Here is a 14,688-nt window from a genome sequence, read left to right as displayed (position 1 = left end):
GGCTATATAATGCGTGGAGTAGATATTTTATTAATGGTTAATACAGGTACAGATGCAGTACCAGTTTGGGCAGCAGTTGCTGGACAGAGGAATGCAACTTTGGCAGAAGAAAGCGAAACAATTGATATTACATCAAAGGATTCTCAAGGTGCATTCGAGTATGATTATGGTTTTTACGGATGGACTATTGATGCAGATGGTGTGTATGTAAAAGATGATGCTGGATATCAAGAATTAAAGGATGCTATCCGTAATAAGCAAAAGATAAAAGTTCGTATGCAAGAAGAAGGCGTTGCAACTGAAGAAGGAATGGCTTTAGTTACATCGGCAGAATTTGAAGGTTCTTACGATGCCGAAGTTACATACAGCGTTTCATTACAAGGAACAGGTAAATTAACTGCACCAGCAGCTTAAAAATTGGAGGAATTAAAAAATGACCTTACAAAAATATGTGCAAGTTGAATTAGATGGTAAAACAAAGCTATTAAGATTTGATTATAATTCTGTTTCTGATTTAGAAGCGTTTTACGGTAAAGGTATTAGTGCAATTTTGACTGAAGAACAAATGGGTTTTAATACTCTTCGTATCTTCTATACATTCGGACTGAAGTGGAAAGAGCACGGAATTACTCCCCAAAGAGTAGGTAATATGTTAGGTGAAGCGATTGAAAATGGTGAATCAATGGAATCGCTTTTTAAACCAATCATGAAAGCATTAAACCTTTCAAAACTACTTGGGGATGAAGTTGAAATTCCAGAAGATGAGGAAATACAGAACCCAAACTAAATAAAGGGATGGATTGGGAAGGGATCAAACAATTAGCGTTTGGTCCCTTAAATTTATCCCATGATGAATTAGGTAAATTAACTCACCGTGAATTTATGGAACTAGTAGAAGGGTTTGAATGGCGGGATAAATACCAACGTTCAATGATGGCTGTTCATGCTAGAACAATCATGTCAGCTCAACATAAGAAACCTCTAGATCCTGTAAAAGCATTTAACTTAAAACAGAAAAAAGAGAAGAAGAAAACAAATGCTGAAGAAAGTAAGAACATTGTTCAAGAGTTAGAAAGGGAAATGGGGTGAGTAAGTAATGGCAACTATTGCCGAAATGATGGTGAAAATCGGTGCTGACACCTCTGGTTTAGAAAAAAGTACGAAACAAGTACAAACAGATTTCAAAAAAATGGGTTCGAATGTTTCATCTGTAGCAAAAGATATGGGTCAAAGTGTAACAGGATTATCTGGTAAATGGAAACTCATGAGTGATGAAATGAAATCAGCGTACACTCAAGCAAGTGCAAGTTTACAACCGTTTAAGCAAGATATGGTAGAAGTCGAATATGGATTCTTCAAACTTGGTAAAAGTATGAATGATTACAAGGGTACAAATCAAGAATTTATGTCTGAAGTTGAAGAACTGGGGAAACGACATAAAAAAGTAACTGAAAACATGCTAAAAAACAATGATTTCATGAAACAATCCTTTATACAAGGTGTAGGACAAATGTTAGCAAGGAGTGGTCAAAGTGAGAAGATCGCAGCTAATTTTGAACGAATGGGAAATCCCCTTTACACAGTTAATAATGGATTATTAAAGATTGGTAGCAGTTTAGAAGGTGTTGCAAGAAAAGGTAATGCAACTGTATTGGCACTTAAACAACTGGGTCCCAGTGCAAACATGAAAGAGTTATTAGATATGACTCGTATGATTAATACTGGTTTGTTGCGTACTGCATCTTTAGCTTTATTAGCTGGAATTGCATTTGTTGGAATTAATGTAGGTTTAGCTAAGATGGCAGAAAATAATGGATTTACAGAACTTAGTACATCATTAAGCACTTTAGGAAGTACTCTAAATACAGCATTACTACCATTCATTGAATCTTGGGATAAAGTAATGGGTGCAATTGTATTAGGAATAAATAAGGTTGCCGAGTTATGGGCTACTTTTAGTCAGTTGAATCCAGAATTAAGTGCAGCAGTATCTTGGTTTGCTTATCTGTTCGTTGGACTTCTCATATTGCTTGCACCTCTTGCGGTAGGAATCGGGTTGACTGGCGGGCTTACAGCAGCCTTCTCAGCTTTATGGCTTGTAATTAGTCCTTTTTTAATAGGGTTCCTTTCTGTTGCAGCTACAGCAGCAGTTGTCGCAGCAGCAATTGTAGCAGTTGGAGGAGCATTATACATGCTCTGGACTAAGACTACTTGGTTCAAAGATGAGGTAATTTCTGTTTGGGAAGGTATAAAAAGTGCCACACTTACTGCATGGAATTATGTTTACAATAACGCAATTAAACCAGCAATCGATGCAATTTATAAATTTATACAGAGTAAAATGGCTCAAGTTAAAGCTTTTTGGGATCAAAACGGACAACAGATATTACAAGCTGGGAAAAACGTTTGGTCAGTCATTTCTAAGGTAGTAGAGGTTGCAGTTAAAGCAATCGGAGCAATTCTACAAGTTGTTTTCCCAGTTGCAAAGGCACTGGTAATTTCAACGTGGAATGCTATAAAAATGACTATATCAGGTGCAATAGACATTATACTTGGAGTAATTAAGTTTTTCTCTGCATTGTTTACTGGGGATTGGAAAGGTGTTTGGGAGGCTTCTAAACAAATTCTTTCGGGAGCTGTTCAGTTTATTCTTGGCTTTGTGCAAATTACCTTTATCGGTGGTATCACAAGAGGAATTTCTGCATTTGGTTCAACTTTGAGAACATTGTTTTCGGGTATCTGGAATACAGCAAAATCTATCTTTACTACTGGAATAAATGGAGTGAAAAATGTAGTTACATCTGGTTTCGATAACGTAGTTTCATTTATTACAGGATTGGGAACTACTTTCTTTAATGCAGGAAAAGGGTTAATTGATATGATGGCTAGTGGAATTAAAGCAGCAGCAGGTAAAGTGCTTAAAGAGATGGAAGAAATTGCATCAAAAGCAAGAGATTTCTTACCGTTTTCACCTGCAAAAACGGGTCCATTGAGTGACTTAGATAAACTAGATTTTGCGGGTCCGATTGGAGATAGTATTTCCAAAGGTATGCCAATTATTAAAGGTTTATTAACTGATGTCCTTCAATTACCAAACATACAAGGTGGAGCATCTGATTCTTCAAGTTCGTCATCAGGTAGAAGCGGTATAGTTCAAAACATCACGATTAACAGTCCAAAAGCTCTTTCTCCATCCGAGACAGCACGAAAACAATTACAAGCAAGTAAACGTTTAGCAATGGACTGGGGGTTTTAAATGGAAACATTAACTTTTATAAATGCCAATGGAGACTCTATTAAATTCGATGGAGTCTCTTTTTCATTGGTTTCTGTAAATGGATTAGGTGATGTAGGAGCGGATAATCAAACTCAAAAATCACCTTTCCAAGATGGAAGTACTTTAATTCAAACAATCCTAAATGAAAGATTTGTAGAAATTGAATTCATTATCAAAGGATTAAATTATAAACAACTATCTGAGAGACGTAGAGAGTTTTCAAGGGTAACAAATCCGAAGCTTGGAAAAGGTACTTTAAGATATGACAATGGATACTTAATTAGAGAAATAGATGCTGTAGCTGAAAGTGTTCCAGTTTTTCCTGATGGTGAAAACAGAGGAAATCGGCATCAAAGATGTATGCTTACTTTTCTGTGTCCTTCACCTTATTGGAAATCAACATCAATTACTGAGGAACCTACTTTTGAACCTCTATTTCAATTTCCCTTTGAGGGTATTTTTGAAATGGGGATTCAACGTGATCAAAGAACAATAATAAACGATGGTGATGCTCCTGCACCTATTTATATAGAGTTCTATGGAGCTGCTACAAATCCAATCATTACAAATATAACAACTGGTGAGTTTATTAAAGTAAATCAAACTTTAAATGAAGGTGAATTCATGAGAGTTGATACTACTGATGGAAGGAAAACAGTTGAGTTTGTTTCACCTGATGGAACAGTTACGAATGTATTCAACTGGATTGATTTAGATAGTACATTCTTTAAACTTGCTATCGGAGAGAACATTATCGAATATTCAGCAGACAGTGATATACAAGGAGCAATTGTAAATATAAGATACAGCAAATTATATAACGCTGTATAGAAAGGATGAAAAAAATGGCTGAAATATCAAAGTTTTTTAACTCTGCACCTGGAGATTTAAGAACATATCAAGCTAGTGATTTTGCCGACTATTTCGGCAATGTATTAAGCTCAGGATTATTACATACTGACAACATTCCTGCTTTAGAAGTTAAGTGTGAAGGAACGGATTTAAGAACGTACGTTGAAGCAGGTAAAGCCATTATAGATGGATATGGATATGAGAATACAAGTGATTTGTATCTCACACATGCATTACCAGAAGCGACTTTAGACCGTATTGATCGTATTGTATTGCGATTAGATAAACGGAATCAGAGTCGCTTTATTAAATTGTTTGTGTTACAAGGTACTGCTTCTGCAACGCCAGTTGCACCAACATTGCAGCGAGATGAATTCATTTATGAACTTTCCTTAGCTCAAATTAGAGTTAGAGCAAATACTTCAACTTTAAATCCTGCTGATTTAATTGATGAAAGATTAGATGAGAATTTATGTGGATTAGTGTATTCATTGATTAGTATTCCTACAAGTCAATTTCAAACAGAATGGGATTCATTTATGGAAGGTATACAATCAGAGGGGTTTGCTTCTGCAAGTGAGTTTGCTGCACATAAAGCAAATGGTGTGTCACATATTACCGGACAGGAACGGACAGACTGGAATGCCAAAGAAACGCCAGATGGCGCAAGAAAAAAAGTTGAACAGACTGACTTTAGAGTTTATAAATCAGGCAAAGACGCGAATGGAATTTTTACGACCATTGAATATAAGCGATCTGATGATAAGCTTGCTGTCCGATCTATTTTAAGTGGAGGAACGTCTCCAAACTATACGACACGAAATATTACCTATTATGGGCTAAATGGTATGACAGTCGAAAAAACAACCAACCTTACTCTGACTTATGATGCTGATGGCGTTTTGATAAGTGAGGTGTGATTATGATTGATATTAAAGAGCATGGCGGAAGTTTTGGAGGGGTATCAACAGAATTACCATTACCTCCAATTTATTACGCTAACACTGGATCAATAAGAAATGGAATTTCCTATTCAGCACCGACTCCTTTAGCTATGAATAAGAAATATTATGCTTTCTTCTGGAACGGCAGAGTATATATCGTGAACAAAAAGAATCAGACCTTGATTAGATCTAGCTTAGCGCACCCAGCTAATTCATCGTTTACTATACCTAGCGATATGAGAACTAGGGGTTTTATAATGGGGAACTATCTTTTCTACCATACCATTTTTGGGGATGGAACTAATCCTAGATATATACGTCTAGATATATTAAATGGCACATGGACAGAAATTTATCCACCCACCGGCAATGCTAATCGTATCTACTCCGTATTAGTTAGTCCTGATGAGAGTTATGCTTATGTTCTTTCTAATACAAATCGATTATACAAATTTGATGCTAACGGAATCTTATGGGAGATCTATTACACCCTAAGTTATAGCCCATCGTATATCTATGGTGAAGTAAACGGTTTATTAGTAGTGGGTACTGATGGACCATACACTGTTGTTTATGATTTGACTGCTAAGACATTTAAGTCTGTAAATACACCGTCGCTAAACAATGTTTATAGTGGCTTTGTTTCTTCTGACAATAGAATAATAGGTTGTAGTAATACGGGCTACGCTGGTTCATACAATTTAGATATTTCTAATAAAACAGTGGGCACTTTGATAGCGTCTAGAAGTGGAGTGTACGGGGTAGTAGCTTATGATAAAAATAAAACAAAAGCATATTTAGGGGTACAAAGTGATACCCAGACTTATAGCACTTCTATAGTGAATACAGCTCTCGGAACTATAGAATCTAACATAATTGCTTCCTGTTTTATTGAGCTCATTGCTTCATGTTATGAAGATGGTACACATTTAGTAAGATCAGTTTATAACACAGGGGTAGGTACTGTACTTCCAAACCCACACTTCTTATATACAGGAGGTAAATAATATGACACTAGTTTTAACAACAAATTCAAAAGACGAAGTTGTGTATATTACAGTAAAAAGCAACGACTCTAATGATGAAGGTAAATTATATGACGGAACAATACCTGGGGAAGAGGTCATTTTTGGGAAAAGGGCTATCCTCAAATACGACACTACTAATAAAACTCTTTATTACGAGTATGAGGATCGTCCGTTTACACCTGAGGAAAAAATACAGCAATTGGAAGCGGAACTTACTGTTTCCAAAGAAGATAATGTTTCAAATATGTTAGCCATTACAGAACTTTATGAAATGATTCTTGGAGGTGGCGCTTAATGTCTAACATGGTAACTATCTATTACAAGCTTATTAAGGCAGGAGCAAAGACTATTGAACAGGTGCCAGAGATCCACAGAGCAGAAGTCCAAGACCTACTAGATAATGAAACTACTGCAGCTAATTAAGATGATTGCATACCTTCTTTGGAAGGAGGTGGACATAGATATGGTAACTGTATACGTAACGCTTATCGTACGCGGTTATAAAACTTATAGCCAAGTACCATCAACATTACAACCGCAAGTAAAAGCTGAACTTGAAGCTCTAGAGCTTGGAGAATTAGCACAATAACAAACGCCGTTGAAGGCGTATTTTTTATGCCCATTTTGCACTAAAGGAACTAAGTGTATACTCATGTGACAAGACAACCTCGTAATCTTTTAGGTATAATTATCCTGAGGTGGTATTTTTATGAAAGATAATGATGAAACAATAAATATCCAGAAATCGCATTTTAAGTTTTTGAAAAATCAAACCGATAAACATGATCGGCTTCAAAAGTTATTGTTAGAGTACATGGGTTATAGTGATGAATTTCTTATTACTAAATCAGCACTTCAAAGATTAAAAAGAAGTGATTTATCTGAAATAGTATTAGAGCAACGAGCTATGATTAGAAAACTTATTGATGATCTTGAGCCATCAAAAAGAAAAGAACACTTGGAATACTTGGACAAACTTTATATGTTGCAATCAAGAACATAATAAGGTTCCGCACTTGTATCATCTGAGACAACAATTTGAGTTCCTAATTATTATCCAATCTAACAATTATTAAAAAGTGAACGATATTAATTTAGGTTAATAATAATGTTTTGGATTGGAGAGTCTTTTGTGAAACTTATAAATTACTATTTAAATCTTTTGAAATTCGGTGGCTATTTATTACTAGCTTTGTTTGTTTATGCTGAATTTAATTATTATGGGGCAGTAACATTAAAATCAGAACATCTTGGAATAACAAACGATTTGTTGTTTGAAAAAAATGAAGAGGTTAAAGTTGGCGCATTAATGCTTTCTTCCAATTTGATTTACACTTCTATTGTTTTGGCATTACTTGAGGCTTTAGGAAATTTATTAGCAACCTTTAATTTTAAAAAGTGATGAGGGCTAATTCTAGTCCTCTTTTTTTATGGAAGGAGGGATTATTTGAAGCCAATAAGGATTTTAAATAGTCAATTAGAACTTTTGGCTGAGATTGATGATTATGAATCACTAATCTTTGTTAGCAGATTTCATAAGGTTGGCGAGTTTGAGTTTCGTATAAACCCCAACAAAAAACACACTGAAAGGCTTATTAAGAATAACATCTTATTGCTTGGTGGATCTAAACACAGAGCAGGTATTATAAAGCATAGACAAATTGAGTTAAATGAAGATGGAGAAGAACAATGGTTTATTAAAGGTTATTCATTGCAGCATATTACAAGTCAAAGGATAACTATTCCTCCGCCTGATACATCTCACGATAGAAAAAGTGGAAACGCTGAGACAGTAATGAAGCACTACATAGATAATCATTTCATTGACCCTGTTGATCCTTATAGAAAAATAGACTTGCTTAGTTTATCTGCAAACTTAAATCGTGGTACTCAGTTATCTTTGCAGAGCAGATTCAAGAATATTTCTGAAGAGTTAGAGACATTATCAATTTCTTCAGGTCTTGGATGGGAGATAAAAGTAAACACACAAACAAAGAAGTTAGATTTTGATGTTATTGAAGGTAGAGACTTAACAACTAATCAATCTATAAATCCACCAGTAATATTCAGTGTAGACTTTGACAATATTCAATCTGCTGAATATGTGGACTCTGATTTGAATTATAAAAATGTTGCCTACTCAGCAGGACAAGGTGAAGGTGTAAACCGTAGAATAATTGAGGTTGGATCTGGAATAGGTTTGGATAGAATTGAAACTTTTATTGATGCCAGGGATGTAAATGAGGTTGATGACAATGAAGTTCAAATTCCTGAATCTGAAATTATTGCTCAACTCACTGAAAGAGCCGAACAAGATTTATTAGAGCATTCTAATGAATCAACATTTGAAGCACAGATATTAACAAATGGTCCTTTTGTGTATGAAAAAGATTGGAATTTAGGTGACATTGTAACCGTTCAAAATAGAAAATGGGGAGTTACCTTAAATTCAAGGATAACTGAGGTTAAAGAGGTGTTAGAACCTTCTGGTTACCAATTAGAAGCTACTTTTGGTCAATCCCGTCCTACGCTCATTAATCGTATTAAACAAGAATTAAAACAAACTTCAGCTGAAGTAAGAAAATAATTTTATTATACTTTTAAAAGTAGTTGTTTTATGTTACACATTAAGTAACTTTTAAAAGATGGTGATATTATGTTCAAATGGATATTATGGTTTCTCTTAATTTTAGTGGGATTAGGTTTTGTAGGTTATAACTATGCAATGGATTATGCGTCAGATAAAGTAATGGATCAAGTTTCTAACACATTAGTTGCAAATGAAGAAGAGGTAAATAAGTTACTTAGTGACCCTCAGATTAAGAAATATATCGAAGCTAACGAAGAACCTCCTGAAAACCTGCCATTTACAACCAAGGAAGAAGCAATGAAAGTTGTTTCTAAGAAATACTCTGTAAATGAAATGGTAGAAATGCGTGATAAGGTAAGGGAAGGTTTAACTACTTCAGAGAAAGAAGAAATATACCAAGATTTAAAATCAAAACTCTCTAAAGAAGAACTAGAAGCTTTAAAGATAGTCGCTTTAAAAGAAATGAAAAAGACTCAATAAGAATTATGAAAGTCCTAATTTAATTAGGGCTTTTTTATATGTGGAAAGAAGGTGTTAACAATGGAATCAAAAGATCTAGAAAGATTGGCTAAACTTGAAACTCAACTAGAGTCAATGGGTCAAGTAATGCTGAGATTAGAAGCTAAATTTGATGCTTGGCAAACAAACTTTTTAACTCGTGTAGAGGCAGATGAAATGTTTCGCAGTAGAGATAAAGAAATCCAGAATGTAAGAGAGGATTTAAAAGAAGCAAAGTTAGATAAACGGAGTAACTTTGCACTTGTACCAGCTTATATCTCATTGGGAGTATCAATCGTTATAGGCTTAGTCATGTACTTTAAATAGGGGAGTGCTATAAATGAAAAATAAATTCAAGAGTTATCCGTTATGGATAGCTTTTTTTGCGCTAATCGGACTATTCGTGAATGATATGGGATTACTTGCACCTGAAAAATACACTCAGTACGTTAATGCTTTACTAGCTATATTAATTGCAGCAGGTATTGTATCAAATCCTAGTCAAAGTAATGGTGATAAATATGATTAAAGCACTAACAGTAAAACAATTAGGGAAAGCTCAAGTTATTGTAGACATTGTTGATAAAGGTAATCCTGAAATTCGTCCAGGTGGAGTTATGAACCCGACTGAAATCGCTATTCATAACACTGGAAACAGTGGTCGTGGTGCAAATGCCAAAGCACATAATACATATATACATAACCAATCAAAACTTCCTGTAGCAAAAACTGGTTACGCTTCATGGCATTTCTCAGTAGACGAAGACTTTATCTATCAGCATATTCCACTTGATGAACCAGCGTGGCATACAGGAGATGGGTCTGGAGCAAAGTCAGGTAATAAGAATGCAATCGGTATTGAGATTTGTGAACACGTTGATCAAAAAGACTATGCTCAAGCTGAAGAGAACGCAATTGCTTTAACAGTTCATCTAATGGAATTAATTAAGATTGATGTGATGAAAGTTAAGCCTCACCAATCTTACTCAGGTAAATTTTGTCCCCGTGTAATTTTGAAACGTGATGGTTCTTTTACGAAGTTTCATAACAGAATTAAAACCGCAGCTCAACCAATTAAGAAAGTAGTTGTTAAGAAACAAGTTAAATTGATTATTGAAACAAATGATGTTAACGCTGAATCTTTGGCTAAAGACTTTAAAGAACGTGGATACAAGGTAAGTATTGAGAATTTGTAATATATAAAAGCCTACTCCATTCGATTAAAGTAGGCTTTTACTCTGTATATTACATTTATTTTTGATTCATTTGCTTATTAGTTTTTTGGTACTCTTTTATTAATTCGACAAAGTTAAAAGCAAAACCAATATTGCGAGGTAATTCAAGATTAGCTAATAAGTCGAGTATGAAATTTAGTCTCTTTCTTTTATTGGTAAGCCCTCTAAAGACTTCTGTGTCTTTTATTCTATTTAAAAGTAATTCAGCAACTTCTTTGTCTGAGTCATTTTTAAATATTGGTTTATCCAATATATTCCCTGGATTTCTGTTATAGCCATTTGGAATTAACGAGTTGTAAGCTCTTATAGCATTATCTTCTAAATCATTTAAAGTTTTAAATGAAGTATCTTCCAAAGGAATAAAACTAATACTAAATCTATCTTTCTTTTTATAATCCTCGAATATTATTGGATTCCCTTTTTCAAAAACAAAATGGTTGAATGCCCTCTCAAAAACCCTTTCTGCTTGTCCAATATAGTAAATGTTTTTCGAGCTATTATAGATAATATAAATCCCTTTTAAATTTGCTATTCCTTTACTTTCCCTAGCGGTTTTATTTTTTAATTCAATTAACTCTTCAGGAGTTACAGTTATCATTTTTTTTCTTAAACCATCTAATTCTTTTCTCACAATTTCTTTATTTTTGTTTCTTTCGAATTCAGTTTTTTTCTTATGAAAATATGATGGAGAGATTTCAAAAGGGTCATTATCGCTCAAAATCTGACTTGCCCAATTTCGTTCTTCTTCTGTTAGCATATATAATCACCTTTCAATAAATCAATGAGTGCCAGTATAATCATAATAACCTGAATTAATCTTTTCCATGTTTTTTAAAATTACATCTTTAAGTTCTTTATCAATTTCTTCAGATTCTAATTCAGTAGGAATTTCTATTGTAACCATCCTAGCTTTAGAAAATTGCATTAATGTTACTTTTCTTGCTCCATTATTTTTAACCGCGAACATAATGTCATACTCCATAAGATAACCAACCTTTCAAATTTCAGGAACATTTGTTCTTATGTTAACATATTAAGATAGAGTTAATATATCTCACCTTACTCAAATATCGCCCATTCAATATCACTCACTCTTGTATCAACTTCTTCTAAGGAACTTGTATGTTCTTCTATTGATTCCCTCAACTCATCATTCTCTGATGATAAAAAGTCATATTCTGATTTAGTTTCCTCAAGTTCTGCTTCTAAATCAATTATTCGATCCTCTAGTTCTTCAATACTTATCTTAGGTTCTGTATCTGCGGGTTCTGCATTCTTCTTAAAGTAATCAATAGTACTGGTTACGATAAAATACGCACCCACAAAGGCAACAATCCACACACATTTAAATAACACTTTCTGCCACATATTCATTTGTCCCTTCTAATTTACATTTTTAAATAAGATTCATCCAACATCTTTGTACCAAATAAAACAAATTATGTAAATATTTTTAAGTAAGTATTCAGTACTTTAACATATTTGGATAAACCTACCTCATATATATCAAGAAACGAGGAGGGTTATTATGAAAACAGATGATCTTAAAGACAATAAAGTCAGCAGAGTAGCAAGAATGCACTTTTCTAATAAAGAAAAAGTTGAATTATCATCCGATTATTCTCAGAAGCTATGGGAAGACTTAAATGATGGTAAAATTCACGTTAATGGATTTTTAACAATAGGTAAAACAACATACTCTTTATTTCAAGTTACAAAAATTGAATGGGAAGAAGAACCTTTTGAATATAGTTACAATGAATTTCAATTGTTTCCAGAGGGTGAAGAAATTCTAAAACATAAGCTCATTATTGAACCACTAAATAAAAAGAAGTGAAAAGGTGTAAAGTTAATAACAAAGACGAGCTTATTGAAGAAATCTTTGACAACTCAGAAAAACGTAAATAAATATATAGGCAAGATTAAACCACTAAGAATCAATCTTCTTGGTGGTTTTTATTGTTTATATAATTTGTACTTTCCCGATATATAACTGGGAGGTATTATAATGACAAATAACAATAATGAAGATAAAGTCTCAAAAGGCGGCTTTAACTTTACATTCATTTATACCAACGAGAAAACTTATGGTGAGTATGTAGAAGAATGTTTTAAGAATGTTGATATTGCAGAACTGATTGAAGTGGAAAAAAAAGATCAGGCTAAAGATTCAATATTCATAAGGATTATAAGACAAGTGCTGGTGGGTTTAATTTTACTTTCACGCACACTGGTAATAAAACATATGAGGACTTAGAGAATGCTTGAGCACTAAATCCGTAGATGAATTGAAAGAGGGTATTAGAAAAGCATTAAAAAAAGAAACAATCGAATAGTAAAAAGTAAAGTAGAAAAGACCCTCATTGAGAGTCTTTTTCTTTTAAATGAGATATTACTTCTGTAATTTCGCAATCTAAGTAGTTACAAATGTCATCAAGTATTTTCATTGATACATACTCATCCTTACTAATCTTTGCAATTGTAGCCGAAGAAGTCTTAATACCTTTTTGAAGTTCAGTTTTGCTAATTTGTTTTCTATGTAATGTAGCTGCTAGTGGCGCAAAAGTAATCATCTTTCATTCTCCTTCAATTTAAATGTCTTTAGTTGATTATATCATATCTTTAGAAAAGCAAATATATTTTTATAAATATAGTTGACAATAAAATTTATATGGTTTATTCTATCTTTAGAAACTTAAAGAAATATTTAGAAAGGATGAATAAACGATGTTAATTAGAGTTGGAGATTGGATTAAATTAACCAAGCACCAAAGATTCTTAATGATAGTTGGATTACACACAATTCAAAAGTCAGAAAGAGGTGTAGTTTAAAATGAATAGACCTGCTAAGTGGAGAAAGTACTTTGATGAAAAACTTTCTTATCATGACATGAAAACTTCTTTAGAGAAAGCACTTGGTAGAAAACTTACAAAAGATGAAGATGGATCAATAATGTGGCTTTCAGATGCTGGCTGGCTAACAGTAGGAACATTTGTGAGTATGTTTGAAGAGTTAGCTAATAAAAACTAATTTGAACTTTGGGGGAATTATAATGTTAACAGTTAATAAGGAAGTAAAAGTCGAGCAAAACTTTGAAGTGTTCGTTGATTTAAATACAACTTTATCTTTGATGGTGTCTGGTGAAGATGAGAAGAGAGCTTTAGAAAAGGTTCTCTCCCTTATCGATGAACAAGCAATTCAACAAATTTTGTTAACGATAGTCTCAACTAACGGTAGTGTGATAATGCCGAAAGTACATACATTTGAGACTGATAACATAAGCGTGTTTGGTGAAGATGAGTAAGCTGTCCGAAAGGGCAGTTTTTCTGTTCTGGTATTTTATGGTAGGAAATCCACTTTACTAAGTTAATCTACCATATTATAATAGAAGGAATTCAATAGAAAAGTAATGTGAAAACTAACTCTACATAATATAAAGAACGTTGATAGCACTGAATATTTTATCCATTACCCCAACGGTGATCTGAAGACCGACTATTATCAATACTTTGGAAAACGTCCGCCTAGACAACATCAGAGCTAATGAGTGTATTTTAAACATATGGTGCGGGTAGCTGTGAGTGTCGAAGATTGTAGACTCGCGGATAAAAGCCCGAAATTTGTGGATTGAGAAGCAAAACTCGTGGATTGAGCTATTAAATTTATGGATTACAGTAGAAAACTTTTGGATTCAACTACCAAAAACGATAAGGAAGGCTGACTTTTTGAATGAGTCAGCCTTTTTTAATGTGAACCATAAGACTAATAGTATTAAACTAAAATAATTTCACGTACCGTACGCATTTTAATATTTTTTTCTTCAAAAACAGAGTAATAAACAAATTTTAAGTCAAAATTGAAAAATATTACACCTACTCGCTACTATATTTTTCAATTATATAAAGACTTCACCACCAAATACTAAAACAAAAGTTTAAAGACCTAATAAACGCGTACATACTATGCCTAACTATTAAATTAAAGGCAGGTTATTTCTATGTACTCTCAATTTAACCATTTAGATAGCATTCAAAAAGCATTACAGAACCTCCAACCACATCTGGAAGATCATCACAAAGTTGAAATCCAAAGTGTTCTTCATCAATCCATCGGTCATGTTAACAATATTGACCCGTCTTTTGCAACGTATGCTGAACTATTCAAGGAAGAATTTTAGAAAAAATAAAATAGACCAGCAGGACTTTTTTATTGCGTCACGAATTCTTATAGCGGTATGTTTTTAATGAAATCATGAAACCGTGA

At 33.6% G+C, this 14,688-nt stretch carries 26 protein-coding genes; 22 read left to right on the top strand and 4 right to left on the bottom strand.

Features of this window, described 5'->3' with window-relative positions:
• Nucleotides 1-9: 9 nt before the first annotated feature.
• From ABE65_RS10325 to ABE65_RS10255, 17 genes are all read left to right on the top strand, one after another.
• Complete coding sequence (locus ABE65_RS10325; RefSeq protein WP_066394433.1) at nucleotides 10-414, top strand: phage major tail protein, TP901-1 family; 405 nt, start codon at nucleotides 10-12, stop codon at nucleotides 412-414.
• A gap of 19 nt (nucleotides 415-433) precedes the next feature.
• Entirely contained in the window at nucleotides 434-787 is a 354-nt protein-coding gene (locus ABE65_RS10320; protein ID WP_066394428.1) for a hypothetical protein, read from the top strand.
• Between the two features lie 8 nt (nucleotides 788-795).
• Nucleotides 796-1,089, top strand: coding sequence for a hypothetical protein (locus ABE65_RS10315; protein ID WP_066394426.1), 294 nt, complete (start codon nucleotides 796-798; stop codon nucleotides 1,087-1,089).
• A gap of 7 nt (nucleotides 1,090-1,096) precedes the next feature.
• Entirely contained in the window at nucleotides 1,097-3,256 is a 2,160-nt protein-coding gene (locus ABE65_RS10310; RefSeq protein ID WP_066394424.1) for a phage tail protein, read from the top strand.
• On the top strand, nucleotides 3,257-4,108 hold the full coding sequence (locus tag ABE65_RS10305) for a phage tail family protein (protein ID WP_066394422.1): 852 nt from the start codon (nucleotides 3,257-3,259) through the stop codon (nucleotides 4,106-4,108).
• Between the two features lie 14 nt (nucleotides 4,109-4,122).
• Nucleotides 4,123-5,049, top strand: a complete 927-nt coding sequence (locus ABE65_RS10300; RefSeq protein WP_066394418.1) for a hypothetical protein — start codon at nucleotides 4,123-4,125, stop codon at nucleotides 5,047-5,049.
• Nucleotides 5,050-5,051: 2 nt separating this feature from the next.
• Entirely contained in the window at nucleotides 5,052-6,080 is a 1,029-nt protein-coding gene (locus tag ABE65_RS10295) for a WD40 repeat domain-containing protein (RefSeq protein WP_066394416.1), read from the top strand.
• Nucleotide 6,081: 1 nt separating this feature from the next.
• Entirely contained in the window at nucleotides 6,082-6,396 is a 315-nt protein-coding gene (locus tag ABE65_RS10290) for a hypothetical protein (protein ID WP_066394414.1), read from the top strand.
• The gene (locus ABE65_RS22415) at nucleotides 6,396-6,524 is read left to right on the top strand and encodes a CD1375 family protein (RefSeq protein ID WP_419471041.1); all 129 of its coding nucleotides are present in this window, start codon (nucleotides 6,396-6,398) and stop codon (nucleotides 6,522-6,524) included. The genes ABE65_RS10290 and ABE65_RS22415 overlap by 1 nt, the downstream gene beginning before the upstream one ends.
• Before the next feature lie 40 nt (nucleotides 6,525-6,564).
• Complete coding sequence (locus tag ABE65_RS22330; protein ID WP_269148788.1) at nucleotides 6,565-6,690, top strand: CD1375 family protein; 126 nt, start codon at nucleotides 6,565-6,567, stop codon at nucleotides 6,688-6,690.
• 120 nt (nucleotides 6,691-6,810) lie between these two features.
• The gene (locus tag ABE65_RS10285; protein ID WP_066394413.1) at nucleotides 6,811-7,104 is read left to right on the top strand and encodes a hypothetical protein; all 294 of its coding nucleotides are present in this window, start codon (nucleotides 6,811-6,813) and stop codon (nucleotides 7,102-7,104) included.
• Nucleotides 7,105-7,233: 129 nt separating this feature from the next.
• The gene (locus ABE65_RS10280; protein ID WP_066394404.1) at nucleotides 7,234-7,503 is read left to right on the top strand and encodes a hypothetical protein; all 270 of its coding nucleotides are present in this window, start codon (nucleotides 7,234-7,236) and stop codon (nucleotides 7,501-7,503) included.
• A gap of 45 nt (nucleotides 7,504-7,548) precedes the next feature.
• Nucleotides 7,549-8,688, top strand: coding sequence for a siphovirus ReqiPepy6 Gp37-like family protein (locus ABE65_RS10275; RefSeq protein WP_066394398.1), 1,140 nt, complete (start codon nucleotides 7,549-7,551; stop codon nucleotides 8,686-8,688).
• Between the two features lie 69 nt (nucleotides 8,689-8,757).
• Entirely contained in the window at nucleotides 8,758-9,171 is a 414-nt protein-coding gene (locus ABE65_RS10270; RefSeq protein WP_066394395.1) for a hypothetical protein, read from the top strand.
• 60 nt (nucleotides 9,172-9,231) lie between these two features.
• On the top strand, nucleotides 9,232-9,516 hold the full coding sequence (locus ABE65_RS10265) for a hypothetical protein (protein WP_066394393.1): 285 nt from the start codon (nucleotides 9,232-9,234) through the stop codon (nucleotides 9,514-9,516).
• 13 nt (nucleotides 9,517-9,529) lie between these two features.
• Nucleotides 9,530-9,718, top strand: a complete 189-nt coding sequence (locus ABE65_RS10260) for a hypothetical protein (protein ID WP_066394390.1) — start codon at nucleotides 9,530-9,532, stop codon at nucleotides 9,716-9,718.
• Nucleotides 9,711-10,385, top strand: coding sequence for a peptidoglycan recognition protein family protein (locus tag ABE65_RS10255; RefSeq protein WP_066394389.1), 675 nt, complete (start codon nucleotides 9,711-9,713; stop codon nucleotides 10,383-10,385). The genes ABE65_RS10260 and ABE65_RS10255 overlap by 8 nt, the downstream gene beginning before the upstream one ends.
• Nucleotides 10,386-10,440: 55 nt before the next feature.
• Here the strand turns inward: ABE65_RS10255 and ABE65_RS10250 are convergent, their stop codons facing one another.
• The 3 genes from ABE65_RS10250 to ABE65_RS10240 all read right to left on the bottom strand — a co-directional run bounded on the left by ABE65_RS10250 (nucleotide 10,441) and on the right by ABE65_RS10240 (nucleotide 11,792).
• Nucleotides 10,441-11,181 carry a GIY-YIG nuclease family protein gene (locus ABE65_RS10250; RefSeq protein ID WP_066394387.1) on the bottom strand — a complete coding sequence of 247 codons (741 nt, stop codon included), beginning with the start codon at nucleotides 11,179-11,181 and terminating at the stop codon, nucleotides 10,441-10,443.
• 21 nt (nucleotides 11,182-11,202) lie between these two features.
• Entirely contained in the window at nucleotides 11,203-11,406 is a 204-nt protein-coding gene (locus ABE65_RS10245; protein WP_156499152.1) for a hypothetical protein, read from the bottom strand.
• 77 nt (nucleotides 11,407-11,483) lie between these two features.
• Nucleotides 11,484-11,792 carry a hypothetical protein gene (locus ABE65_RS10240; RefSeq protein WP_066394383.1) on the bottom strand — a complete coding sequence of 103 codons (309 nt, stop codon included), beginning with the start codon at nucleotides 11,790-11,792 and terminating at the stop codon, nucleotides 11,484-11,486.
• Nucleotides 11,793-11,952: 160 nt separating this feature from the next.
• Here ABE65_RS10240 and ABE65_RS10235 point away from each other — a divergent pair, with 160 nt between their 5' ends.
• Nucleotides 11,953-12,261: a hypothetical protein gene (locus tag ABE65_RS10235; protein WP_066394380.1), complete on the top strand. Its 309-nt coding sequence runs from the start codon at nucleotides 11,953-11,955 to the stop codon at nucleotides 12,259-12,261.
• Nucleotides 12,262-12,432: 171 nt separating this feature from the next.
• Nucleotides 12,433-12,681: a hypothetical protein gene (locus tag ABE65_RS10230; protein ID WP_066394377.1), complete on the top strand. Its 249-nt coding sequence runs from the start codon at nucleotides 12,433-12,435 to the stop codon at nucleotides 12,679-12,681.
• Between the two features lie 103 nt (nucleotides 12,682-12,784).
• Here the strand turns inward: ABE65_RS10230 and ABE65_RS10225 are convergent, their stop codons facing one another.
• Nucleotides 12,785-12,997, bottom strand: coding sequence for a helix-turn-helix domain-containing protein (locus ABE65_RS10225; protein ID WP_066394375.1), 213 nt, complete (start codon nucleotides 12,995-12,997; stop codon nucleotides 12,785-12,787).
• A gap of 260 nt (nucleotides 12,998-13,257) precedes the next feature.
• Here ABE65_RS10225 and ABE65_RS10220 point away from each other — a divergent pair, with 260 nt between their 5' ends.
• From ABE65_RS10220 to ABE65_RS10205, 3 genes are all read left to right on the top strand, one after another.
• Entirely contained in the window at nucleotides 13,258-13,455 is a 198-nt protein-coding gene (locus tag ABE65_RS10220; protein WP_066394372.1) for a hypothetical protein, read from the top strand.
• Nucleotides 13,456-13,477: 22 nt separating this feature from the next.
• Nucleotides 13,478-13,729, top strand: coding sequence for a hypothetical protein (locus ABE65_RS10215; protein WP_066394370.1), 252 nt, complete (start codon nucleotides 13,478-13,480; stop codon nucleotides 13,727-13,729).
• A 693-nt stretch (nucleotides 13,730-14,422) separates the two neighbouring features.
• A complete protein-coding gene (locus ABE65_RS10205) occupies nucleotides 14,423-14,602 on the top strand; it encodes a hypothetical protein (protein ID WP_066394365.1) in 180 nt (59 codons plus the stop codon).
• Nucleotides 14,603-14,688 lie beyond the last annotated feature (86 nt).

It is taken from the genome of Fictibacillus phosphorivorans (assembly GCF_001629705.1).
GTDB lineage: Bacteria > Bacillota > Bacilli > Bacillales > Fictibacillaceae > Fictibacillus > Fictibacillus phosphorivorans_A.
Note: the sequence above shows the minus strand (reverse complement) of the source record. Positions and strands in the feature narration are given on the sequence as shown.